The organism is Mycobacterium sp. DBP42, assembly GCF_005924235.1.
GTDB lineage: Bacteria > Actinomycetota > Actinomycetes > Mycobacteriales > Mycobacteriaceae > Mycobacterium > Mycobacterium syngnathidarum.
In genome coordinates, this window is sequence record NZ_VCMY01000005.1 from 92560 (window position 1) to 115411 (window position 22852).

21 protein-coding genes are annotated in these 22852 nt (G+C 66.4%); 12 read left to right on the forward strand and 9 right to left on the reverse strand.

Going from position 1 to position 22852, the window contains the following annotated elements:
- Positions 1-34 precede the first annotated feature (34 nt).
- From E0T84_RS08135 to E0T84_RS08155, 5 genes are read right to left on the reverse strand one after another with little or no spacing between them, the layout of a single operon-like run.
- Positions 35-1765, reverse strand: coding sequence for a cation acetate symporter (locus E0T84_RS08135; protein WP_138744200.1), 1731 nt, complete (start codon positions 1763-1765; stop codon positions 35-37).
- Positions 1762-2130, reverse strand: coding sequence for a hypothetical protein (locus E0T84_RS08140; protein WP_070188511.1), 369 nt, complete (start codon positions 2128-2130; stop codon positions 1762-1764). The genes E0T84_RS08135 and E0T84_RS08140 overlap by 4 nt, the downstream gene beginning before the upstream one ends.
- Positions 2123-2920 carry a LytTR family DNA-binding domain-containing protein gene (locus E0T84_RS08145; RefSeq protein WP_138744201.1) on the reverse strand — a complete coding sequence of 266 codons (798 nt, stop codon included), beginning with the start codon at positions 2918-2920 and terminating at the stop codon, positions 2123-2125. The genes E0T84_RS08140 and E0T84_RS08145 overlap by 8 nt, the downstream gene beginning before the upstream one ends.
- Entirely contained in the window at positions 2917-4116 is a 1200-nt protein-coding gene (locus E0T84_RS08150; RefSeq protein WP_138744202.1) for a sensor histidine kinase, read from the reverse strand. Before E0T84_RS08150 ends, E0T84_RS08145 begins: the two co-directional genes overlap by 4 nt.
- Before the next feature lie 21 nt (positions 4117-4137).
- Complete coding sequence (locus tag E0T84_RS08155; RefSeq protein WP_070188514.1) at positions 4138-4440, reverse strand: DUF732 domain-containing protein; 303 nt, start codon at positions 4438-4440, stop codon at positions 4138-4140.
- A gap of 91 nt (positions 4441-4531) precedes the next feature.
- On the opposite strand from E0T84_RS08155, the gene E0T84_RS08160 reads away from it, so the two are divergent.
- Positions 4532-5119: an HhH-GPD-type base excision DNA repair protein gene (locus E0T84_RS08160; protein ID WP_070188515.1), complete on the forward strand. Its 588-nt coding sequence runs from the start codon at positions 4532-4534 to the stop codon at positions 5117-5119.
- A gap of 46 nt (positions 5120-5165) precedes the next feature.
- Positions 5166-5315, forward strand: coding sequence for a DUF1059 domain-containing protein (locus tag E0T84_RS08165; RefSeq protein WP_003882209.1), 150 nt, complete (start codon positions 5166-5168; stop codon positions 5313-5315).
- A gap of 93 nt (positions 5316-5408) precedes the next feature.
- Here E0T84_RS08165 and E0T84_RS08170 read toward each other — a convergent pair whose 3' ends face one another.
- Positions 5409-6509, reverse strand: coding sequence for a hypothetical protein (locus E0T84_RS08170; protein ID WP_070188516.1), 1101 nt, complete (start codon positions 6507-6509; stop codon positions 5409-5411).
- A 41-nt stretch (positions 6510-6550) separates the two neighbouring features.
- Positions 6551-7195 (reverse strand): hypothetical protein, encoded by a 645-nt coding sequence (locus tag E0T84_RS08175; RefSeq protein ID WP_138744203.1) that lies wholly within the window; start codon positions 7193-7195, stop codon positions 6551-6553.
- Between the two features lie 394 nt (positions 7196-7589).
- On the opposite strand from E0T84_RS08175, the gene E0T84_RS08180 reads away from it, so the two are divergent.
- Complete coding sequence (locus E0T84_RS08180; RefSeq protein WP_075910055.1) at positions 7590-8801, forward strand: mannosyltransferase; 1212 nt, start codon at positions 7590-7592, stop codon at positions 8799-8801.
- Here E0T84_RS08180 and E0T84_RS08185 read toward each other — a convergent pair.
- Positions 8770-9063, reverse strand: coding sequence for a 4a-hydroxytetrahydrobiopterin dehydratase (locus E0T84_RS08185; RefSeq protein WP_070188519.1), 294 nt, complete (start codon positions 9061-9063; stop codon positions 8770-8772). The two genes, E0T84_RS08180 and E0T84_RS08185, sit on opposite strands and share 32 nt — an antisense overlap.
- Positions 9064-9088: 25 nt before the next feature.
- Here E0T84_RS08185 and E0T84_RS08190 point away from each other — a divergent pair, with 25 nt between their 5' ends.
- The 9 genes from E0T84_RS08190 to E0T84_RS08230 all read left to right on the forward strand — a co-directional run bounded on the left by E0T84_RS08190 (position 9089) and on the right by E0T84_RS08230 (position 22527).
- Positions 9089-9499 (forward strand): (deoxy)nucleoside triphosphate pyrophosphohydrolase, encoded by a 411-nt coding sequence (locus E0T84_RS08190; protein WP_070188520.1) that lies wholly within the window; start codon positions 9089-9091, stop codon positions 9497-9499.
- A gap of 208 nt (positions 9500-9707) precedes the next feature.
- Entirely contained in the window at positions 9708-10886 is a 1179-nt protein-coding gene (locus E0T84_RS08195) for a NarK/NasA family nitrate transporter (protein ID WP_165617799.1), read from the forward strand.
- Complete coding sequence (locus E0T84_RS08200; protein ID WP_070188521.1) at positions 10883-14569, forward strand: nitrate reductase subunit alpha; 3687 nt, start codon at positions 10883-10885, stop codon at positions 14567-14569. Before E0T84_RS08195 ends, E0T84_RS08200 begins: the two co-directional genes overlap by 4 nt.
- Positions 14566-16212: a nitrate reductase subunit beta gene (gene narH, locus E0T84_RS08205; RefSeq protein ID WP_070188522.1), complete on the forward strand. Its 1647-nt coding sequence runs from the start codon at positions 14566-14568 to the stop codon at positions 16210-16212. The genes E0T84_RS08200 and narH overlap by 4 nt, the downstream gene beginning before the upstream one ends.
- Before the next feature lie 2 nt (positions 16213-16214).
- The gene (narJ, locus tag E0T84_RS08210) at positions 16215-16844 is read left to right on the forward strand and encodes a nitrate reductase molybdenum cofactor assembly chaperone (RefSeq protein WP_070945546.1); all 630 of its coding nucleotides are present in this window, start codon (positions 16215-16217) and stop codon (positions 16842-16844) included.
- Positions 16845-16857: 13 nt separating this feature from the next.
- Positions 16858-17583 carry a respiratory nitrate reductase subunit gamma gene (narI, locus tag E0T84_RS08215; protein ID WP_070188524.1) on the forward strand — a complete coding sequence of 242 codons (726 nt, stop codon included), beginning with the start codon at positions 16858-16860 and terminating at the stop codon, positions 17581-17583.
- Between the two features lie 72 nt (positions 17584-17655).
- Positions 17656-19032 carry a wax ester/triacylglycerol synthase family O-acyltransferase gene (locus E0T84_RS08220; protein ID WP_070945545.1) on the forward strand — a complete coding sequence of 459 codons (1377 nt, stop codon included), beginning with the start codon at positions 17656-17658 and terminating at the stop codon, positions 19030-19032.
- 3 nt (positions 19033-19035) lie between these two features.
- Positions 19036-19509, forward strand: a complete 474-nt coding sequence (locus E0T84_RS08225) for a pyridoxamine 5'-phosphate oxidase family protein (protein ID WP_070188526.1) — start codon at positions 19036-19038, stop codon at positions 19507-19509.
- 405 nt (positions 19510-19914) lie between these two features.
- Positions 19915-22527: a PQQ-dependent sugar dehydrogenase gene (locus E0T84_RS08230; RefSeq protein WP_278185122.1), complete on the forward strand. Its 2613-nt coding sequence runs from the start codon at positions 19915-19917 to the stop codon at positions 22525-22527.
- A gap of 13 nt (positions 22528-22540) precedes the next feature.
- Here E0T84_RS08230 and E0T84_RS08235 read toward each other — a convergent pair whose 3' ends face one another.
- A complete protein-coding gene (locus E0T84_RS08235) occupies positions 22541-22807 on the reverse strand; it encodes a hypothetical protein (protein ID WP_019343449.1) in 267 nt (88 codons plus the stop codon).
- Positions 22808-22852 lie beyond the last annotated feature (45 nt).

Consider the following 22852-nt stretch of genomic DNA (forward strand, 5'->3'; position numbering starts at 1 on the left):
GAGCGGTCGGTCGCGGAGGCTGAGCGGCAGCCGGTCAGCCTGCGGGCACCCGCTCGACACCCAGGCCCAGGCGCTCCGGCACATGCATACGCGCGAAGATCTGCGCGACGCCGGGGATGGGTCGGGTGAACAGGCTGACGACGATCATCGTGAGGAAGGCGATCGGCACGCTCACCGCCGCCGGGTAACCCACCATCACCGCGGGCCATCCACCGAGCACCGCGTCGTCGACACCCCCGGTGATCTCCACGAGCACCGCGCCGCCGCACACGCATCCGCCCACCACGAGCCCGCAGGCCGCGCCGGCCGCCGTCAGGCCGCGCCACCAGATGCCCAGCACCAGCAGCGGGCACAGGGTGGACGCCGCCACGGCGAAGGCCAGTCCCACGCTGCGTGACAACTCAAGCCCGGACACCAACAGTGACAACGGGATCGGGATCAGCCCGCCGGCCACCGCGGCGATCCGGAAGTCGCGGACCCGGCCGCGCAACACATCGGTGGCCAGCGCGCCGGCGAAGCTGATCAGCAAGCCCGAGGAGGTCGCCAGGAACGCCGCGATGGCGCCCGCTGCCACCAGGGCGGCCAGCAGTTGGCCGCCGATTCCGCCGACTGCTGCCCCAGGTGCCAAAAGCACTGCGGCGTCGGCAGTTCCGGTGATCAGAAGCTGGGGTACGTACAGCCGGGAAAACGCTCCGAGCAGGATCGGGAAGAAATAGAACACCGACAGCAGTGCCACCACGGCGAGCGCGGTGCGCCGGGCGGCCCGGCCGTCGGGATTGGTGTAGAAGCGGACCAGCACGTGCGGCAAACCCATGGTACCCAGGAACGTCGCGACGATGATGGACAACACCTGGTAGAGCGGGTGACCGCCGCCCAGGCCGCCACCGGAGGCGATCCACTCGCCGCCGGTGCCCGGGGTGCCGGCCACCACCGGGGTGGCTGCGCCGGCGGCCAGCGTCAAAGTGGTGCCCGCACCGAGGGCATGTTGCCCCGGTGCGGCGATCCTGGCGGAATCGACGTGACGGCCGTCGAGATCGCCGGAAACGGTGATGCCCGCCGGTTCGATCACCTGGACCATCACGTCGCTCTCGATCTTCACGGTGGTCTGCTGTTGCACGGTGGGCGGCAGGGGGCCGCCCAATTCGCCACGATCGCCGATGAACAGGCCGAGCAGAGCCAAGGCAGGGACCGCGACGGCGGTGAGCTTGAGCCAGTACTGGAAGGCTTGCACGAACGTGATCGACCGCATGCCGCCGGCCACCACGTTGGTGATGACAATCGCGGCGACCAGCAGCGGTCCGACCCAGACCGGAACGCCCAGAAGCGTTTTCAGGGCCAACCCGGCACCCTGATATTGCGGGGCCAGATAGAACAGACAGATCATCACGACGACGAGCATGGCCACCTTGCGCAAACGCGCCGAGCCGAGCCGGAATTCGGCGAAGTCCGGGACGGTGTAAGCCCCGGAACGGCGCAGTGGCGCCGCTACGAACAACAACACGCCCAGGTAGCCCGCAGTGAAACCCACCGGATACCACAGCGCGTCGGCGCCGTACTTCGCGATCAGCCCGGCTACGCCCAGAAAAGAGGCAGCGGAGAGGTATTCGCCGGAGATCGCCGCGGCGTTCCACTGCGGGCCGACGCTGCGGGAGGCGACCAGGAAGTCGGAGGTGGTGCGGGACAAACGGACTCCGTAGGCGCCGATGGCGATGGTGGCCACCACGGCGGCCAGCAGGGCGGCCGCGGTCAGCGGTGCGCCTGTCATGGTTCGCTGTCGACGACCCGGACGAAGTCCCGTTCGCCCTGTTCGGCGAGTCGTATGTACAGTCGTCCCACCCCGTACAGCAATGGGTAGAACAGTCCGGCGAGGATCAGCCAGTTGAGCCGGATCCCGAATACAGTGAGCGCGGCCAGATCCGGCACCGCCGCATTGAGCAATACCAGCGCTACCACCACCGACATGAGGACCAGGGCCAGTCGCAGCGCCAGTCCGAGTTGGGTCCGCACCAGACCGCGGACGAGCGCGTCGCCCACCTGGGTCTGCTCGGCCACCTCGACCCGGGTCCGCACCATACGGGCGCCGCGACGGTGGGCGAGCACCACACGCTCACGCTGCGGGCGCTCACTCATCGTTGCCCGCCGGCTTGAGGGAGCGCATCGGCTCTCGGACCAATCGGTCGCGCAGTTCACGCGCCTGGCGTCGGCTCACCGGAAGTTCCACGGCGGGGGAGGTCCCGTTGGCGCGTAGCCGCACCAGCACCGCGCCATCGGCCGTGCGCAGGCCGGTGACCTGCCGCAGGGACACCAGGTAGGACCGGTGGATGCGCTGGAAACCATGGTCGCGCCATCGGGTCTCCAAGGTACTCAACGGGATTCGTACCAAGTGTGCCCCGGTCGCCGAGTGCAGCCGGGCATAGTCGCCCTCGGCTTCCACCCAACCGATGCTGTCGCGAGGCACCAGGTGGGTGATGCCGCCCAGTTCGGCGGGGACCACGTCCCAGTCCTGGTCTTCGGACTGGGTTGGCCCGGCGGAGTCCGTCGTGGCCCGGGTCGCCGCTGAGGCGGCCCGGCGCACGGCCTCGTCGAGGCGGTTCTGCCGGATCGGTTTGAGCAGATAGTCGACGGCACCGACGTCGAAGGCGGCCACCGCTTTGTCTTCGTGAGCGGTCACGAACACCACCGCCGGCGGGTTTGCGTAATTGGCCAGCACACCGGCCAATTCGATGCCCGACAACCCCGGCATGTTGATGTCGAGGAACACCGCGTCGATCGGGTGCTGGTTGAGTTCGCGTAGCGCCGAGGTCGCGTCGGAGGCGGTGTGCACCGCGCCGATGTCGGGGTGGCGCCCCAGCAGGTAGGCGAGTTCGTCGAGTGCGGGTGCCTCGTCGTCGACGGCGAGTACGGTCAGGTTGGCGCTCACCTGAAACCACCTCCGCCGGCTCGGATCCCTGAGCGGAACTTCGGCACGCGCATCACCACTTTCGTGCCCGCGCCGACCGCTGTCTCGACCACAAGACCGTAGTCGTTGCCGAACGCCGCGCGCAGCCGATGATCGACATTGGTCAGCCCGACATGGGCGGATTCGCCGGTGCGGTCGGCCAATGCGTCACCGGGCCCGGCGCGCAGTTTGTCCGGATCGATGCCTGCCCCGTCGTCCTCCACGGTGATCACGCATTCGGTGCCCGCGTCGCGTGCGACGATCTCCACCGATCCGCCGCCGTTGCCGGCCAGGCCGTGTCGCACCGCGTTCTCCACCAACGGTTGTAGCGCCAGGAACGGCACCACGACATTGAGCACCTCGGGGGCCACCTGCAGCTGCACCCGCAGGTTGGGGCCGAACCGGGCCCGCTCGAGGGTGAGGTAACGGTCGATGTTGCGCAGTTCGTCGGCCAGCGTGGTGTACTGCCCGGCCGCGCGGAACGAGTACCTGGTGAAGTCGGCGAATTCGAGGATCAGTTCACGGGCCCGGTCGGGGTCGGTGCGCACGAACGACGCAATGGTGTTGAGCGCGTTGTAGATGAAGTGCGGGCTGATCTGGGCTCGCAGCGCCAGCACCTCGGCCCGGTCCAGCCGAGCGCGCGACGCGTCGAGTTCGGCCAGTTCGATCTGGCTGGCCGCGTAACGGGCCACCTCGCCGACGGCGCCGAGCATGCCGGGGCCCGGGCTGGCGGGTGCCAGGACGACCAGGGCGCCGAGCACCTCCACGCCCTCGGTCAGCAACGGCTGGGCCACCACCGCCGTCGAGCGTGCGGTGCGCAGGACCCGGCGTCCGGCGGTGATCGATTCCCGGGCGGTTTCCGCGCAGACTTCGACAGTGTCCGGCCGCCAGATCGCGTCGTCATCGTCGTCGCGCGCCAGCAGCGCCGCGTCCTCGTCGTACAGGGCCAGCCCTGCGGTGCCGGTCAATTCACGAAGGTAGGGCGCGGCGGTCTGGGCGGATTCGGTGTTCAGGCCCTGGCGCAGCGCGCGGGCCGCCTGAGCCGCGGTGTGCAGCGCGGCATGCACCGCACGTTCGGTGGGAGTGGCCACCACCTTTCGGGTGCGCACCACGACGACGGCAGCGACCGCCGCCAGGACCAGCGCCACGGCCAGCGCGACTGCAAACTCGCCGGACATCGTGCGCCAACTCTAAACCGCCTATTGAACGGGGCAGGCGTACTTTCTGGCCACGTCGTACACCCGCTGCTCCGCACCGGGACCGATAACGCCTTGGGCAGCCAGTTCCAAGCTGATGTATCCCGGAATGCCGCCCATACACGCCTGGTGGGCGACGCGCCACGCGGTGTCCGGATTCAAGTGGAATCCATTGCGATCCAGGCCCTGCATGTAGTTGTCGAACTCCGGCGTGCCCTGGTCTGGGATCGCGTTGGCCGTGGCGGCCAAGGCAAGCGCGGTAACCACCGCTGCAAAAAGGGGTGCAACGACGCGTCTCATGTCCATCTCCTATGGGCACTTCACCGGGTATCGCGTACACATTCGCACATTGCACCGACACAGACGTCAAAAACGTCTCGGGTTCTAGACTGGCGACGTGGGAAAACTGCAGCTAGTCCAAGACCCCGAGGCCGACGCCCTGCTGGAGTCCAACCCGTTCGCGCTCTTGGTCGGGATGTTGTTGGATCAGCAGATTCCGATGGAGACGGCGTTCGCCGGGCCCAAGAAGATCGCCGACCGCCTCGGTGCCGTCGACGCCCGAGAGATCGCCGATCACAACCCCGACGAGTTCATCGCACTGGTGTCGCAAACCCCTGCCATCCACCGGTTTCCGGGGTCGATGGGCAAGCGGGTGCAGGATCTGGCCCGGGCCATCGTCGACGAGTACGACGGCGACGTGACAGCACTGTGGACCGGTGGCGACCCCGACGGCAAAGAAGTGCTGCGCCGGCTCAAGCGCCTGCCGGGGTTCGGTGACCAGAAAGCCCGGATCTTCTTGGCACTGTTGGGCAAGCAGTACGGAGTGACGCCCGAGGGCTGGCGCGAGGCCGCGGGTGATTACGGAGCCGCGGGCAGCTTCATGTCGGTGGCCGACGTGGTGGATCCCGGGTCGTTGCAGAAGGTCCGCACGTACAAGAAGCAGATGAAGGCCGCCGCCAAAGAAGCCAAGACCGCCAAGTCTTGAGCTACTCGGGGGTTGCAAGCTGGACTACCTATGCGATGGTGAACATATGGCGAAGACACATCTGAACTGCCCGTGTGGGGAAGCGATCAGCGGCACCGATGAAGACGACCTGGTCGAGAAGGCTCAGGCACATCTGGCTCAGCAGCACCCCGGGCGTGAGTACGACCGCGAGATGATCCTGTTCATGGCCTACTGAGGCCGCCAACGAATTTCAGCCCCTGACAAAATTCCCGGTCGCCGGCCATGAGGCAAGCGACCGGGAATTTCGTATCCCCATTTATCGGTTTGGTCAGGGCACCACCGTGGATCCGATGGTGGGCATGAACTGGCACTGCTTCTCGGTGGTCGTGACCTGCCCGAAGATCGTCGACATGATGCTGCCGGAGCCCGTGTCGGCGATCGCGGTCAGCGTGGTCGGTCCTTCAGGGTTGATGTCCGACCGCGGCTGAAGGGTCGCGCTGCCGGACTTTCCGGTGGTCAGGTTGACCCAGGTGACGTTCAGCGGCAGCTTCTGTTCGGCGGCCGGCCCCGGCGTGCCGATCGCGGTGAACACATAGGCGGTCTGACCGGCTTTCGGGCCGGGCAGCGGGATCGTGGCTGGGCCGGCCACCGAAATCGCCGTCGCCAGAACGTTTCCGCCGTCCTTGAGGCAGCCGTTGCTGATCGACGGGTACATGAAGTCTTGCGTCGTCGGGGCATCGGGACCGAAGTCGGGCGCGGGGGCGGGTGCCCCAGCCGGTGCAGCTTCAGGAGCAGGAGCAGGAGCAGGAGCAGCTTCAGGTGCGGGTGCGGGTGCGGGTGCGGCTTCAGGCGCGGGTGCCGGGGCCGGGATGGTCGCCGCCGCGGGAACAGCCCCGGGCGCGGGTGCGGCTTCGGGTGCCGGTGCGGGCGCGGCTTCGGGTGCCGGTGCGGGTGCAGGTGCGGCTTCGGGCGCGGGTGCCGGGGCGGCAGCTGCGGCTGGCGCCGGAGCTGGAGCCGGAAGTGCCTCCGGGGCCGGCCCGGCCGCGTGGGCCGGGTCGACACCCATCGGCAGGTGAGCGTCGTTGCCGGCACCCAGGGCGGGAACGTGCTCGGGTGCGGCGACGGGCTGGGCTGCGAACTGGTTGACCGCCGTCGCGACGTTGCGGGATTCAGCCGTCTCCGACTTGTTGGCAGCGAACGCCTGTGCAGCTGCCATCAACAGCTGCACTGCGCCGCCCGGGTCGGCCGCGGCCTGCTGGATGATCGGGCTCAGGTTCTCCATCGCCGGCAGGCCGGGTGCCTGCAGGTTGTCGATCGGCAGCGGTGCCGGGTCGGCATTGGCGACGGCGCTTCCGAAGAACAACAGGGTGGTGGACCCGATTGCAGCGGCGGTGCCGAACATCGTCTTCAGGGACTTACGCGGTGACATGGCTTTCCCAATCGTTTCGGGCGGTCAGACCAGTTCGGGGATCAGGGCAGGCCGGCGGTCAGCAGCGGGGCCAGCGCCGCAACCCCGGTGTTCGAGACGCCGGGAGCCGCAGCTGCCGGAGCGGCCACGGCGGCCGGAGCCGCTGCAGCTGCCGGTGCCAGGGCCGTGGCGGGCAGGGCCGATTGAGCCGCGACCGGGGCCAGCGAGGCCAGATCACCGGGGATGTTGACCTTCTGGGGCAGCGGGATCGGCATCCCGGGCACCTGCGGGATCGTCACCTCGGCCGAGGGGATTAGAGATGCCGGGCCGCTGGCCGGAGCGGTCGCGGCCGGGGCCGCAGCCGGTGCGGCGGGCAAGCCGGACACCATCGATCCCAGCGGTGCGTTGGCGGCTGCCGGAGTGACGGCCGCAGGTGCCTGCGGCAGTGTCACCGATGCGGTGGCGCCCGGGGTGGGTGCCGGTGCGGCGGCGGGAGCGCCGGTCAACGCCGAGCTCACACCCTGCAGCAGCTGCGGAGCGGCGGCAGGCACGCCGGCGAGTTGGTTGACGATCGGCAGGCTCGGTGCCGGTGCCGGGGCAGGGGGCACCGGCTCGGCGTTCGCTGGGGCGCTGAGGGCCAACGCGACCGGGACTGCGCCGGCAGCCGCGATCATGCTGGTGGAAAGTGCTTTCCAGGTGAAGATCATGGTTCTCCCAATCGGTTGCTTGAACGACTGAGCACGAAACTATCCAGTTACTGGTGGTACTCAAGTGACACGTGTGGCGGTTATTTAACCGTTACTGCAGCGGTGGATTTCGTTATCGGGCAGTGCCTTGAGCGTGATGCGCCGGGCCGTCCAGGGCCGTCCAGGGCTCCGCGCCGTCGTGCGTCACGCTCGCGTGACTCTCGCCGTCGAGAGCCACGCTGGCGTGCCAGGAGCGCTGGGTGTTGGCGGCGGCGGGCGAGGTGGGTGTCGGGTTGGTGCTCCAGCGTGACGCTCGGTGTCGACAGCCACTCTGGCGTGGCAAGGCTGCCGGGCCTGACGGCCACGCTGACGTGACAAACCCCCGACACAACAAACGGCACGGGTCGCTAAAGTCGTGTCCGTTAACACCGAACCGGCTACCCAACTCTCAGCAACCGCGTGGCTCTATCGCCTGGCGCCTGTGTTGCTGGTCCTCAGCATTGCGGCGCGTCTGGCCTGGACCTACCTGGTCCCCAACGGCGCCAACTTCGTCGATCTGCACGTCTATGTGGGTGGCGCCGCCACGCTCGATGGTCACGCAGGCGCGCTCTACGACTACGTCTACGCGGACCAGACACCGGATTTCCCACTGCCTTTCACCTATCCGCCGTTTGCCGCGGTGGTGTTTTACCCACTGCATCTGTTGCCGTTCGGATTGGTGGCGTTCTGCTGGCAGATCGGCATCATCGCCGCGCTGTACGGCGTGGTGCGGGTCAGTCAACTGTTGCTCGGCGGCCCGGCCTCCCGGCGTCTTGCGATGTTGTGGACCGCCGTCGGCATCTGGACCGAACCGCTGCGCAGCACGTTCGACTACGGCCAGGTCAATGTGGTCCTGGTGTTGGCGGTGCTCTACGCCGTGTACAGCAATCGTTGGTGGCTGTCGGGGTTGTTGGTCGGGCTGGCCGCCGGAGTGAAGCTCACGCCCGCGGTGTCGGGGCTGTATTTCGTCGGCGCTCGCCGCTGGGGCGCCGCGGTGTTCTCTGCGGTGGTGTTCTTCGGGACAGTCGCCCTGTCGGTCCTCGTGATCGGTGACGAGGCGCGTCGGTACTTCACCGAATTGCTGGGTGATGCAGATCGGATCGGACCGATCGGGACGTCGTTCAACCAATCATGGCGCGGCGGGATCTCGCGCATCCTCGGCCACGACGCCGGATACGGCCCGGCCGTGTTGCTGGGCATCGCCGTCACCGCGGTCCTCGCGGTGTTGGCGTGGCGGGCGATCGGCGGCAGTGCTGACCGGCTCGGCGCCATCGTGATCGTGAGTCTGTTCGGTTTGCTGCTCTCACCGATTTCGTGGACCCACCACTGGGTCTGGCTGATCCCGCTGATGATCTGGTTGTTGCACGGGCCGCTGGCCGACCGGCTGGGCGCACGTGTCTTGGGGTGGGGCTGGCTGGCGCTGACGCTGGTCGGTGTGCCGTGGCTGCTCAGTTTCGCCCAGCCGACGATCTGGGTGATCGGCCGGCCCTGGTATCTGGCCTGGGCCGGGCTGGTCTACATCGTTGCGACACTGGCGACGCTGGCCTGGATCGCGACTAGCCGGGCTGGTCGGACAGAATCCGGTTGATCTCCCTGGCCATCTGGATGTCCTTGTCGGTGATCCCGCCCGCTGAGTGCGTCACGAGAGCAAAAGTGACTGTGCGCCAACGGATATCGATGTCTGGGTGATGATCTTTCTCCTCGGCGAACTCCGCTACGCGGCGCACCGCGTCGATACCGTCGAGGAATGTCGGGAATTTGGTGGATCTGCGCAGGGCGCCCGCCGCGCGTTCCCAGCCCGGCAGATCGGGCAGTGCGGCGTCGACCTGATCGTTCGATAACACGGTCATACCCGACGGTATACCGTCGGGCGCGATGGATGCGCAGATCGTCGTGGCCGGTGCCCTGTTCTCGTCGGCTCGGCTGTTGGTCGCCCAACGGCAGCGGCCCCCGGAATTGGCGGGGCTGTGGGAATTGCCGGGCGGCAAGGTGGCAGTCGGGGAAAGTGACGCGGACGCGCTGACCCGTGAACTGCGGGAGGAACTCGGCGTCGAGGTGACCGTCGGTTCCCGTCTGGGTGTGGACGTCGCGCTGAAGCCGGGGATGACGTTGCGTGCCTACCGGGTGACGCTCACCTCGGGCAGTCCGCGGCCGCATGACCACCGCGCGTTGCGCTGGGTGACGGTCGACGAACTCGACCAGCTGCCGTGGGTACCCGCCGACCGGGCCTGGCTTCCGGAACTGACCGAAGCGCTTTCTCCGCAGAGCAGGCGCGAAAATACCTGAAGCGACGCGATTTCGGGCACTTTCGCCTCAGCTCACCCAGTAGGGCGACGGCACAACAGGATTTATTTCGACATATGGATGTTGCGGATTACATTTCCGTGAAACCGCCTGCAACGTTTCCGGGAAAATGACGCGACCGCGCCGAACATGATGTTTTGCTGTTGTGGTGACCACGGCAAGTGCGCCGTACCAGGGCCAAGGGCAGAGCATGAACCTCTTGCTGGCCACCTGGGTCTCGGCCATCAATTTCTGGGCCTGGAACATGATCGGCCCGCTGTCCACCACTTACGCCGGCGACATGAGGTTGAGCAGCACCCAGGCCTCGATGCTTGTCGCCACTCCGATATTGGTCGGCTCGCTCGGCCGAATTGCCGTGGGCGCGCTGACCGACAGGTACGGCGGCCGCACGATGTTCCTCGCGGTGACGCTGGCTTCGATCGTGCCGGTGTTGGCCGTCGGGGCGGCCGGCGAGGCCAGGTCGTACCCGATGTTGTTGGTGTGCGGATTCTTCCTGGGGATCGCGGGCACAATCTTCGCAGTCGGAATTCCGTTCGCCAATAATTGGTACGAGCCCTCTCGGCGAGGTTATGCCACCGGTGTGTTCGGTATGGGCATGGTCGGTACTGCGTTGTCCGCATTCTTCACGCCGAGATTCGTGCGGTGGTTCGGGTTATTCCCCACGCATCTGATCATCGCGGTCGCCCTGGCGCTGACTGCGGTGCTGTGTTTGGTGGTGATGCGCAATTCGCCGGCGTTCGAGCCGAATACCGATCCGGTGATGCCCAAGCTCAAATCGGCGCTGAAGCTGCCCGTGACGTGGGAGATGTCGTTCCTCTACGCGGTGGTCTTCGGCGGCTTCGTGGCGTTCAGCAACTACCTGCCCACCTACATCAAGAACGTGTACGAATTCTCCGCCGTCCAAGCCGGAAGCCGTACAGCGGGATTCGCCTTGGCCGCGGTGCTGGCCCGGCCGATCGGTGGTGCGCTCTCCGACCGCATCCCACCCAAGTACGTGGTGCTCACCTCCTTCGCCGGTACGGCCGTGCTCGCCTTCATCGCGGTGTTCCAGCCACCGCCGGATGTGTGGTCCGCCGCGACGTTCATCGCGTTGGCGATCTTCCTGGGCATCGGCACCGGCGGCGTGTTCGCCTGGGTGGCGCGGCGTTCCCCGGCCAAGGAGGTCGGCTCGGTCACCGGCATCGTCGCCGCCGCAGGCGGTTTGGGCGGATACTTCCCGCCCTTGGTGATGGGTGCGACGTATGACTCGGTGAACCACAACTACACCGTGGGGCTTCTGCTTCTCGTGGCGACGGCACTGCTGGCATTCGGCTACACGGCTCTGCGATTGCACGCCCGCGAACCTGAGCCCAAGGAGGCGCGTCAATGACCAAGCCCCACATCGGCGGATCGCTCGAGGAGCTGCTGGAGCGCAGTGGGAGGTTCTTCACCGCCGGTGAGTTCTCCGGTGATCTGCGTACGGTCACGCGGCAGGGGGGCCGTCAGGGCGATGTGTTCTACCGTGATCGGTGGAGCCACGACAAGGTGGTCCGTTCCACCCACGGGGTCAACTGCACCGGATCGTGTTCCTGGAAGATCTATGTCAAGGACGGGATCATCACCTGGGAAACCCAGGAGACCGACTACCCGTCCGTGGGTGCCGACCGTCCCGAGTACGAGCCGCGCGGGTGTCCGCGCGGTGCGGCGTTCTCGTGGTACACCTATTCGCCGACGCGGGTGCGGTATCCGTACGCACGCGGCGTGCTGGTCGAGATGTATCGGGAAGCCAAGGCGCGCTTGAAGGATCCGGTGCTGGCGTGGGCCGACATCCAGGGTGATCCCGTCCGCCGCAAGCGGTATCACCAGGCCCGCGGCAAGGGCGGCCTGGTCCGCGTCAGCTGGGCCGAGGCGACCGAGATGATTGCCGCCGCGCACGTCTACACCATCAAGACCTACGGCCCGGATAGAGTCGCCGGATTCTCGCCGATCCCGGCGATGTCGATGGTGTCGTTCGCCGCGGGTTCACGATTTATCGAGCTGCTCGGCGGGGTGATGACGTCGTTCTACGACTGGTACGCCGATCTGCCGGTGGCCTCTCCGCAGGTGTTCGGCGACCAGACCGATGTGCCGGAGTCCGGGGACTGGTGGGACGCGTCGTATCTGATGATGTGGGGTTCCAACGTCCCGGTCACCCGCACACCGGATGCGCATTGGATGGCCGAAGTCCGTTACCGGGGCACGAAAGTGGTGACGGTCAGCCCGGATTACGCCGACAACACCAAGTTCGCCGACGAATGGATGCCGTGTGCGGCGGGCACCGACGGTGCGCTGGCCATGGCGATGGGTCATGTGATCCTCGACGAATGCTTTGTGCGGAAACGGATTCCGTTCTTCGTCGACTATGTCCGGCGTTTCACCGATCTGCCGTTTCTGGTCAAGCTCGAAGAGCGTGACCAGATGTTGGTCCCCGGCAAGAATCTCACCGCCGCCGATCTGGGCGGCCCAGTGGCCGAACAGGAGAATGCGGCGTTCAAGCCGGTGCTGCTCGACGGTGCCAGCGACAGTGTCGCGGTGCCGCAGGGCTCGTTGGGGTTCCGATATGGCGCTGACGGTGTGGGCAAATGGAATCTCGATCTGGAGGACTTGGTTCCTGCCCTGACGGTGCTGGGGGACAGCTTGGAGACCGCCGAGATCACGCTGCCGCGATTTGACACCGTCGACGGCAGCGGCGCGACCATGCAGCGCGGCGTACCGGTGCGGCGGGTCGGCGAACACCTGGTGTGCACGGTGTTCGACCTGATGCTGGCCCAGTACGGCGTGCACCGGCCGGGCCTGCCCGGCGAGTGGCCCACCGGCTACGACGACGCCACCCAGCCCTACACCCCGGCTTGGCAGGAGCAGATCACCGGGGTATCGGCGGGCCAGGCGATCCGGGTTGCGCGCGAATTCGCCCGCAACGCCGAGGAATCCGGTGGCCGGTCCATGATCATCATGGGTGCGGGCATCTGCCAGTGGTTTCACGGTGACGCCACCTATCGGGCCGTCCTGGCCCTGCTGCTGCTCACCGGTTCGATGGGACGCAACGGTGGCGGCTGGGCGCATTACGTGGGCCAGGAGAAATGCCGGCCGGTCACCGGATGGGCCGCGATGGCGATGGGCACCGACTGGTCGCGCCCGCCGCGGCAAATGGCGGGCACGTCGTACTGGTACGCCCATACCGATCAGTGGCGGTACGACGGCTACCGCGCCGACGCACTGTCCAGTCCGGTGGGCCGAGGCCGCTTCCGCGACAAGCACACCATGGATGTGATGAGTTCCGCGGTGGCGATGGGGTGGACGCCGTTTTACCCGCAGTTCGACCGGTCCAGCCTAGACGTGGTGGACGAGGCGAAGGCGGCCGGCCGCGAGGTGCCTGAGTACGTGGCCGAGCAATTGGCAAGCGGCGGGCTGAAACTCGCGGTCACCGATCCGGACAATCCGGCGAACTGGCCACGCGTGCTCAACGTCTGGCGGGCCAACCTGCTGGGTTCCTCCAGCAAGGGCAACGAATACTTCCTGCGTCACCTGCTGGGCACCACCTCGAACGTGCAGGCCGAGCCCACCGGGGAGGAGTTGCGGCCCAAAGACGTGGCGTGGAGCGAGGACATTCCCGAGGGCAAGCTCGACCTGCTGATGTCGATCGACTTCCGGATGACCTCGACGACGCTGCTCTCGGATGTGGTCCTGCCTGCGGCGACGTGGTACGAGAAGGCCGACCTGTCCAGTACCGACATGCACCCGTACATCCACGCTTTCAGCCCGGCGGTGGATCCACCCTGGGAGACCCGTTCGGACTTCGAGGCTTTCGGGGCGATCGCGCGCACCTTCAGCACCCTGGCCGCCAGGCACCTGGGCACCCGCACCGACGTGGTGATGGGTACGCTGCAGCATGACACCCCCGGCGCGATGGCCTACCCCGCCGGCACCGAACATGATTGGCGGACCACCGGCGAGACCCCGGTGCCGGGCAAGACCATGGGCCCACTGTTGGTGGTCGAGCGCGACTACACGGCGATCGCCCAGAAATGGTCAACGCTTGGCCCGCTGGTGGAGAGCCTGGGGCTGACCACCAAGGGCATCACCACCCACCCCGACCAGGAGGTCGCCGAACTCGCCGCGAAGTTCGGTGTGATGGATTCCGGTGCCGGCCAGGGCCGCCCGGCGATCACCACGGCCGAACGGATGTCCGATGTGATCCTGGCGCTGTCCGGCACGTCCAACGGCCGGCTGGCAGTGGAAGGTTTCCGAGAGCTCGAACGGCGCACCGGCCGTAAGCTGATCCACCTGGCCATCGGCAACGAGGAGCGCCGGATCACCTACGCCGACACCCAGGCCCGACCGGTGCCGGTGATCACCAGCCCGGAATGGTCGGGCAGTGAGACCGGCGGCCGCCGCTACGCACCGTTCACGGTGAACATCGAGGAGCTCAAGCCTTTTCACACCCTCACCGGGCGCATGCACTTCTACGTCGACCATGACTGGCTGGAGGAACTCGGCGAGCAACTGCCGATCTACCGGCCGCCGCTGGACATGGCGCGGCTGTTCGGCGAATCCAAACTGGGCCGCGACGGCATCGGGCTGACCGTGCGGTATCTGACCCCGCATTCCAAGTGGTCGATCCACTCGGAGTATCAGGACAACTTGTTCATGTTGTCGCTGTCACGTGGCGGTCCGACCATGTGGATGAGCCCGTTGGACGCGGCGAGGATCGAAGTGAAAGACAACGATTGGATCGAGGCCGTGAACCGCAACGGCGTGCTGGTGTGCCGCGCCGTGGTCAGCCACCGGATGCCCGAGGGTGTGGTGTACGTCTACCACGCACAAGAGCGGACCATCGACGTACCGCTGAGCGAAACCACCGGTACCCGTGGCGGTATTCACAACTCACTGACCCGGCTGCTGGTCAAGCCCAGCCACCTGGCCGGCGGGTATGCCCAACACTCGTTTGCCTGGAACTATCTCGGCCCCACCGGAAATCAGCGTGACGAGGTGACGGTGGTTCGCCGCCGCTCACAGGAGGTGAAGTACCAGTGAAGGTCATGGCCCAGATGGCGATGGTGATGAACCTCGACAAGTGCATCGGGTGTCAAACCTGTTCGGTGACCTGCAAGCAGGCGTGGACCAACCGGGCCGGCACCGAATACGTTTGGTTCAACAACGTCGAAACGCGTCCGGGGCAAGGGTATCCGCGCACCTACCAGGATCAGGAAAAGTGGCGTGGGGGCTGGAAGCTGGACCGTCGCGGCCGGCTGCGGCTTCGTGACGGCGGCCGCCTGGCCAAGCTGGCCCGGATCTTTGCCAACCCGAAGCTGCCGTCCATCGACGACTACTACGAGCCGTGGACCTACGACTACGAGAACCTGACCTCGGCACCTCTGGGTGAGCACATCCCCACAGCGGCGCCGCGCAGCTTGATCACCGGTAAACCCATGAAGGTGTCGTGGTCGGCCAACTGGGACGACGATTTGGCCGGGTCGCCCGAGATCGTGCCGGGAGACCCGGTGCTCAAACAGGTCAGTGAGCAGATCCAGCTGGAGCTCGAGCAGACCTTCATGTTCTATCTGCCCCGAATCTGTGAGCACTGCCTGAACCCGGCGTGTGTGGCGTCCTGCCCATCGGGCGCAATGTACAAACGCTCCGAGGACGGCATCGTGCTGGTCGATCAGGACCGCTGCCGCGGCTGGCGCATGTGCGTGTCCGGATGTCCCTACAAGAAGGTGTATTTCAACCACAAGACCGGTAAGGCCGAGAAGTGCACCCTGTGCTACCCACGCATCGAGGTCGGGCTGCCGACGGTGTGCTCGGAAACCTGCGTGGGGCGGTTGCGCTACCTCGGGCTGGTGCTCTACGACGTCGACCGCGTGCTGGAAGCGGCATCGGTACCCGACGACAAGGATCTCTACGAAGCGCAGCGGCAGATCCTGCTCGACCCGACCGACCCGGAGGTGATCGCCGGGGCCCGGGCCGAGGGCATCTCCGATGAATGGATAGAAGCCGCCCAACGCTCTCCGGTGTACAAGCTCATCCATACCTACGGTGTTGCGCTGCCGCTGCATCCGGAGTTCCGGACGGTGCCGATGGTGTGGTACATCCCGCCGCTGTCTCCGGTGGTCGACGCCGTCAGCCGTGACGGACATGACGGCGAGGACATCGGGAATCTCTTCGGGGCGCTGGAGGCGCTGCGTATCCCGATCGAGTATCTGGCGGGGCTGTTCACCGCCGGTGACACCGCCGTCGTCGAAGGTGTGTTGCGCCGGCTGGCCGCGATGCGGTCATACATGCGCGACATCAATCTCGGCCGTGAGACCCAACCGCACATCCCCGCCGCGGTCGGCATGACCGAGGAACAGACCTACGAGATGTACCGGCTGCTGGCGCTCGCGAAATACGAGGAGCGCTACGTCATTCCGACGGCCTACAGCACGGAGGGGATACCGGGAGCTGAGGAGCCCGGCTGCTCACTGTCCTTCGAAGGCGGCCCCGGAATGTATGAGTCGGGTCCGTTCGGTGAGGCCAGCGGGGGTCCGGTGCCGGTGGCGGTGGAGACCTTCCACGCCCTGCAGCACCGGCAGACCAGCGGTGGCATGGCTGCCAACGCGGATCGGCCGTCGCGGGTGAATCTGCTCAACTGGGACGGCAGGGGCGTTCCGTCGGGCATGTTTCCGGGGGATCGATGAGCATGCGCAGACGCCGCGACAACACGATGCAGCACCGTCTGGTGTGGCAGGCCGCGTCGCTGATGCTCGCCTACCCGGACGAGGGCCATACCGACCGGCTGCAGAGCGCGGCACGCCTGCTGGACCACGTCACCGGCGAACCCAGGGCGCTGCTCGGCGAAACCGTTGTCGGATTGAGTCTGCGCCCCACCATGGAGCTACAGCAGGACTACGTCGACACCTTCGACCTGCACAAGCGGTGCACCATGCTGCTGACGTACTGGACGTCGGGGGACACCCGGAACCGCGGCGCCGACATGGTCGAATTCACCCAGACCTACCGTGCCGCAGGCGTCGCGATCCCGAAAGGCGAGGCGCCCGACCATCTTCCGGTGGTCTTGGAGTTCGCCGCCACCGTCGACCCGGACGCCGGCCGGCGACTGCTCGCCAAGTATCGGGTGCCGATCGGCGTGGTGGCGGAAGCCTTGGCCGAGCGGCGCTCGCCCTACGCGCCGGCCGTTGCGGCCGTGAACGCAACCCTGCCGGCCCTGGCTTCGGTCGACGATGTGTCGCGGTTGATGATGTCTGGCCCGCCGGCTGAATCTGTTGGCTTGCAACCCTTTCAACTGACAGTGCCGCCGCGAAGGGCGTAAGGAGGCCGGGGAGATGGACTGGGAGATCTTCTGGGACGTGGTGCCCTACGTGACGCTGGCAATCGTCGCCGTCGGCACCTGGTGGCGCTACCGCTACGACAAGTTCGGCTGGACCACACGCTCGTCGCAACTCTACGAGTCGCGGCTGCTGCGCATCGCCAGCCCGATGTTCCATTTCGGCATGCTCGTGGTGTTCATCGGACACGTCATCGGCCTGTTCATCCCCGAGTCGTGGATGGATCTGGTGATGAGCGACCACGTGTATCACCTGCAGGCGGTGATCCTCGGTGGCATCGCCGGCATCGCGGCCCTGGTCGGCATCGCACTGCTCATCTACCGGCGCCGCGCCACCGGACCGGTCTTCATGGCGACCACGGTCAATGACAAGACCATGTACGTGGTGCTGGTGGCCGCGATGGTGGCCGGGTTCGCCTGTACCGCCATCGGCGCCACGCCCGGCGGCGCCGAGCACGACTACCGCGAAACCGTGTCGCCGTGGTTCCGGTCGATCTGGATCCTGCAGCCCCGCGGCGACCTGATGGCGCAGGCGCCGGTGTACTTCCACATCCACGTGATGATCGCGCTCGTCCTGTTCTGCCTGTGGCCGTTCACCCGGCTGGTGCACGTGTTCAGTGCGCCGATCGGCTACCTGTTCCGGCCCTATGTGGTGTACCGCAGCCGCGATGTCGCCGAGCGCAGCGAGCTGGTCGGATCACGGCCGCAGCGGCGGGGCTGGTGAGCGATTCGAGCCGTGGGCAATAGGGGACCTTTGGCCCTGCCCACGCAGCGGCAGGAGGAGGACGATTGCCTTATGGAGCAGTTGACCGCCCTGGATGCAGGGTTTCTGGAAGCCGAGGACTCCGACCGGCACGCGAGCTTGGCGATCGGCGCGATTGCTGTGTTGGACGGGCCGATGCCGAGCCCCGAGGCCGTCGCGGACGCCCTGTCCGAGCGGGTGCTGACCGCGCCCCGCCTGCACCAACTGCTTCACACCCAGCCGCTCGACCTCGGTGCACCGCAGTGGGTCGAAGACCCCAATTTCGATGCTGCGCACCATATCCGGTATGCGGCGCTACCCTGTCCCGGCGACGATGGCGCGCTGTACCGGTGGGCCGCCGACATCATGGAACGCCGCCTGGATCGAGACAGGCCGCTGTGGGAGTGCTGGATCGTCAACGGCCTCGAAGGCGGCCGGTGGGCTCTGCTGCTGAAGGTCCACCACTGCATCGCCGATGGGATCGCGGCGACGCGATTGTTGAGCCGCCTGTGTGACGACGGCGCCATGAACGCTTCAGGCCGCACCCGGCAAGCATCAATGGTGTTCAGCCCGGTCGGCTGGCTCGGTGACGCATGGCGCATCTCGACCGGGCTACCCGCGGCCACCGTTCAGGCCGTCCGTGGGGCACTCGGCATCGTCACCGGCCTGCTGCGTCCGGCGGCCGCCAGCTCGTTGACCGGACCGGTGACGAGCATGCGGCGCTACGCCACGGCTGAGGTGGCACTCGACGATGTTGCCACGGTGTGCCGGGAATTCGGTGTGACCGTCAACGACGTCGCCCTCGCCGCAATCACCGACAGCTTTCGCAACACGCTGATCCGCCGGGGTGAGAAGCCGAGTAGGGACGCGCTGCGCACCCTGATCCCGGTTTCGGTGCGAGCCGACGATGCGCATGACCGCACCGACAATCGGGTTTCCGTGATGCTGCCCTACCTTCCCGTCGACCAAGCCGATCCTGTGCAGCAGTTGCGCGCAGTACATTCCCGGCTGTCGAGAGCCAAGGCCAGTGGACAGCGCGAGGCGGGCAACTTCCTGGTTTCGGCTGCGAAAGCGATTCCTTTCCCGCTCACCGCGTGGACGGTACGGGCGCTGACCCGGTTGCCGCAACGCGGCGTCGTCACCGTTGCCACCAATGTCCCCGGCCCGCGGAAACGGTTGCGCCTCATGGGCTGCGACATCGTCAGGCTGCTTCCGATTCCGCCGCTGGCGATGCAGCTGAGAACCGGTATCGCCATCATGAGTTACGCCGACCGCCTGGTCTTCGGTGTTATCGGCGACTATGACACGGCTCCTGACGTGGATGAACTGGCGCGCGGCATCGACCGTGCCGTTGCTCGTCTGGTCGACATCAGCGTCGGCCACTGGCGCTCCACCCCGGTGGGGACTCTGCAACTCGTACAGGGAGGTTGACCGATGAAGGGACAAGAACTCGGCGTGCTCACCCGCAGGCAGTGCCTGGATCTTCTGGAGCGCGTGCGCGTCGGACGATTGGTGTTCACCGAGGACGCCCTGCCGGCCGTGCAGCCGGTCAACTTCCGGTTGTGGCATGACGATGTGGTGATCCGGGTGGCCGGCGGGCCCAAACTGACCGCGGCCATCGAACATCAGGTGGTGGCGTTTCAGGCCGATGAGCTTGACGCTGACCTGCGGACGGGCTGGAGCGTGACCGTTGTCGGACATGCCGAACCGATCACCGATGTGGACGAACAGGTGCAGATCGCCGGGACGTTCGTGCACCCTTGGGCCGAGGGGCGTCGCGATCACTTCGTACGGATCCGCACCGAGAAGGTCACCGGGCGCGTACTCCGGGACCATGCCACGCCGCATTACCAGGGCAACAACACGACTGGCGAGTTTCAGGATTCGGCCCGCCAAGCTCATATGTAAGTCATAGAGTTTGGGCACGATCGTCCCGCTCCATTGCTCGAGAACGGGAGATGGATTCGTGGGGGGCCCATGCGCAATCAGCCTGTCGGCACCGGGATCAGACACGTTGCCCGAGTAGGCGCCATGGCAGCCGTTCTCGGACTTGGCTCCGCGATGGCCTCTCCTGTCGGGGTGGCATGGGCCGACGAGGCCGCCTCAACGGCGTCATCGGAATCGCCGTCGTCGGAAGCGAATAGCGCTACGACGGATCCGGGGCCGGCCGCGCCTCCCCAGCCGAAACCGGCAGGTTCGACCAGCTCACCCGCCGGCGAGCCCGGGCCGACCGGTAAACAGCCGGCATCGAAGACATTGAAGTCGAAGAGGTTCAGGTCGAGGCAATCAATTGTCACATTCGGCGACGGAGTGGTGATCCGGAGCTCGGGCGGGGCCCACACGTCGGGTGCCGCGAAGGACACCCCGCCCAAGGACGTCGAAGCGACCGAAGAAGTCGACGATGCCGAAATGCCCGAATTGCCGGACCTCCTCGATCGCCCGGCAGGTGTCGTCGAGCCGAAGCCGCAGCAGCTGACACCGGCCGATGAGCCCGTCGTACCCGACACCGACACGGTGAGTTCGTTGAATCGGCCTACCAGCGAGCTGGATTCGAAGAACCGCACACTCGAGCCGCAGTTGAGGCAGGCGGAACTCACCGACCGGACGACATTTCTCGGTGCCATACGGGCCAAGATCGATGCGCTCGACACGGCGTCGTCGCCGACTCTGCAAACCCGGTCACAGGAAAAGGCGACGATCACCATCCCGCCGCTGCCACTTCCAGGGCCGGATTCACCCGAGCCGGTGCAGAAGGCGTGGGGTTGCTTCTGCAACGTCTTCACCACGGTGGCTCCCATCGCCCAGAAGCTCGGCGGGGTGATCAACAAGTACATCGCGCCCCTGCTGGCGGGGTCCGCGCCTGGAGAGACGCCGGACTCGCCGGCGTTGTGGGCCGTGCTCGGTTGGGTTCGCCGACAGGCGGACCAAATCCTTTCCTCCCCGCCGATTTCCGATGTCACCGAAGCGGTCACGGCCTGGGGTGCCTTGACTCTTCAGCAGGTGACCCAGTCGTGCGGGGAGCCCACGCAGGGACTGCCGGAGGAGCTCGAACGCACCGTGATCGTCTCGGGGCTGTCGGAGCCGGTGGATTTCCGGTTCCTGCCCGACGATCCGGACAACCCGGACGACGGTGGCATCCTGATCGCCGAAAAGGGCGGCGCGATCAAGCTTTACCAGGAGGGCCGGGGGACGACGACACTGGTGGTACTGCCGACCCAGACCGACTTCGAGAGCGGCATCGGCGGCATCGAAGTAGACCCGAACTTTGCCGAAAACCACTACCTCTACGTGTCATACACCAACGGCAACGACACCGATGTGCTGTCGCGCTTCACGCTGTCCGGTGACCAAGCCGCCATCCTGGCCTCCGAGCAGGTGCTGATCGCATCGGACCAGACGGCCGGTCCGATCCACCACGGCGGTGAGATCTACTACGAGGACAATCCCGGCGACAGTGCCGATTACATCTACTGGGCCAAGGGTGACAACTCGGTCAGCACCAACGCGCAGGATCTCACCAACATCCACGGCAAGATCATGCGGATCCACCCGGACGGAACGATCCCGACGGACAATCCCTTCTACAACACGCCGGGTGCCCGCAAGGAGATCTGGGCCTACGGTCTGCGCAACCCGTTCCGGTTCGACGTTGCACCGAACGGCCAGCTTCTCGTCGGGGATGTCGGGGACACCTCCTGGGAAGAGCTCAACGTCGTGACGAAGGGGGCCAACTACGGCTGGCCCGGGGCCGAAGGCGTGTGCGTGGGCTGCGGCTACGTCAATCCGATCTACTCCTACGACCACAACACGCCCGCCGGAACCGCGTCGATCACCTCTGTCCTGGTGTACACCGGTGACACCTTCCCCGAGGAGTACCGGGGCAAAGTCTTCGTCGCCGACTACACGCTCGGCTGGATCAAGGTGCTGACCCTCGATGAGAACTACGCCAGCTACGTCAGCGAGCAGCCTTTCGATGGCCAGGCGGGCACTCCGGTGCGGCTCATACAGGGGCCGGACGGCAACATCTACCAACTCAACATCTATCCCGGTGAGCTGTCGATGATCGCGCCGTCGGGCGGCAACCGGGCACCGACCGCCGTCGCGACGGCGACGCCGAGCGACGGGTATTCGCCTCTGGAGGTGCACTTCTCATCGCAGGGCTCCAGCGACCCCGATCCGGACACCACCCTCACGTATCACTGGGATTTCGGTGACGGCACGACCTCGACACAGGCCAACCCGACCAAGACCTACGACACCAACGGCACCTACAACGTGACGTTGACCGTCAGCGATGGGGAGAAGGCGGGCCAGGACACACAGTCGATCACCGTCGGCAGTACGGCGCCGCACGACCTGACGATCACCACGCCGCTGGGCGCCCCGCTCGACAACACGAAATACAATGCCGGCGATACCATTTCGTTCACCGGGGCGGCGTTGGATCAGGATGAAACACTGCCTGACAGTGCCTACAACTGGACCGTGGTGTTCCATCACGCCGACCACATCCATCCGGTCACCAGCAACGTCGTCGGCAAGACCGGCAGTATCACGGTCCCAACCGACCCGCACAACTCGGCGGACACCTGGTACGAGGTCAGGCTGACCGTCACCGACAGCACGGGCCTGTCGACGACCACCTCGGCCATGGTCTACCCGAACACCGTCACGCAGACGTTCACCGCGAGCGACCCGGACGCCGTCTTCACCATCGACGGCAAGCCCTACACCGGTTCGCATACGGAGACGTCGGTCGTGGGCGTGGAGCGAGTCCTCGGCGTGCCGTCACCGCAATTCGTCGAGGACGGTCAACTGGTGTTCGTCAGCTGGTCCGACGGCGGAGCCCAGACTCACACGATCGTCACACCCGGCACGGACACCACCTACACCGTCACCTTCGACAACGTTCCGTCTGTCTTGTGACGTCTCGACAGTGTCAGTAGCGCAATCGGTCGTTGACGACCCGCACGGCGTGGCCCGGGTGCTGCGTCGCATACAGCGGGTGCAGCAGCATCGGGTGGCGGCAGTGCGCGCAGGAGGCCTGCGGCTGGTTCGCCGACGCGAAGGTGAGGTGGTGGCATTCGCTGCACCGGACCATGTAGCAGGCCCCGATCCAGTTGGCCATGCCCACATAGATCGCGACCGTGGTCCCCGCAGCGAGCACCATGATCAAAGCGACCGTGAGCGCTTCATAAACCGTCATCCTGGCACCTCCAAGCACGCCCATCGCACGTGACGGATACCTAAA